Source organism: Endozoicomonas sp. SESOKO2 (genome assembly GCF_024606245.1).
Taxonomy (GTDB): Bacteria; Pseudomonadota; Gammaproteobacteria; order Pseudomonadales; family Endozoicomonadaceae; genus Endozoicomonas_A.
Genome location: NZ_JAHHPQ010000464.1, coordinates 1 through 1,644, shown reverse-complemented (window position 1 = coordinate 1,644; position 1,644 = coordinate 1). Strand labels below are relative to the sequence as shown.

The following is a 1,644-nucleotide window of genomic DNA, read 5'->3' as shown; positions in this document are numbered from 1 at the left end:
TGAAGTATTAAGGGATATGGCTTTCTTTGTAATGTGGGGTTAATTTACCGTTTATGAACAAACGAAAAACGTGTGGTTGGAGTGAGGAGTACCTTTGTCACGTTCTTGGACTGGTTAAATAATGTTCATGCATTTGCCCTGGCCCCTTGACGGAGTTACGACTCACATGTGTTTGTTATGTTGCTACTGTTTGGCTCTCGACTGAACTAAAATGGTTGCTGAGAGTAACAGAGCCAAAGGTATAGCCAAGGGTTGTAAACCTTCTGAAATAAGTGGCTCATGGCGATAATGAGATATTTTTTTTGTAAACACGCCTTGTGCCGTATTGAAATCAAAATGCACCTCATTAGTTGATTTTTTGTATTTTATTTCTACAGGCTCGAATAAATACTCTCGAGCTTTAGTAATGGATAAACCCGGTCTGTCTCCAGCAGAATCAAAAATTATTAACTCACTATTGTCATTACAGCCACCACAACATTGACTATCAGATCTATCACTCCCCGGACGGTAGGGACATTGATCACAATTTACAGGTTGAGCTTTGATTGTCAACTGATTTTCATCGCCACTAAATCTAGTAACACGAAAAACAGGAGTTATTCCTTTATTAGAATTACTTAATTTAAGAGTTGGAATATCCAACCAAATAATTGAATTTTCTTTTAACTCAGATATTGCATAATTTAAGGAAACTCCAGAAAGTAAACAATTATCAATTAATAATGCAAAAAATGAAGTTTCTCCTAAATAAGGAAAACTTACTTGAGGACATAAACTCTGGTTGTCTGTAAATGAGAACTTTTCGGGATGATCCCACATTTCTGATTGAGGCATTGAGTTATCAGATGATTTACAACTAATTTGGCTGGTATTTATACCAGTTGTAACCTCTCCTTCAGCTATCAATGAATAACTATCATCTTGATTCTTAAATGTTGTCTGGAAAAAAGTAGTCAATGCGTGAGTGCTTTGCACTTGAATCAACGAACAAAGCAACACTGAATCCAGCAAGAAGGGGTGATGATGTATTGAGTTTTGATAAAACACAGCTAACCTCCTTTCCTTGAGCATTCAAGAAAATGGTCTATGCATAGACATATTAAGATATTTAGAGGATTTTGCCTGTATTTTTGCAACATAATCGGGATAGGGCATAGCATCACGACTCTGCTCACCGAGTAAAAGGAGCTACAAGTTGTAACTCCCCCCCCAGTCGAGTCGCCCAAGGGAACCTCCCCCTCAGCATCGGGTAGAAGGAGCTAAAAGTTATAACTCCAACCCCCTCAGATCCCAGCGTGCGGATTTCCCGCACCGGGCTCTTCGACATTTGACTTACAGCACTGCATTAATACGCAACTTCCAGAAGGGGGATTCTTATCTTCGGTTTCAGTAACGGCATAATCTGTTTAAGGCGATTGAATGCCTCCCAAGTCACCTTGCCCTTTCGGCTTCGCTTACTGAGCATCCTGCGCCAATATCTCTCCATAAACCGATACACCTTGCAAAGGCTATGAAAGTTCCCTTTCCGGTTGCGAGTACAGTAATGGGTGAATCCAAGGACATAGACCCCCCATCTTTGATCCCGAATTTTCAAACAGCAGCTTTGGTTACAGACCGGGAAGATCTGCACAAGATGCCGTG

1 protein-coding gene is annotated in these 1,644 nt (G+C 40.4%); it reads right to left on the bottom strand.

The genetic code is table 11. From position 1 onward, the window contains the following. Window positions 1–183 precede the first annotated feature (183 nt). Window positions 184–1,050, bottom strand: a complete 867-nt coding sequence (locus KDK17_RS10505; RefSeq protein WP_257282043.1) for a hypothetical protein — start codon at window positions 1,048–1,050, stop codon at window positions 184–186. Window positions 1,051–1,644: the final 594 nt, after the last annotated feature.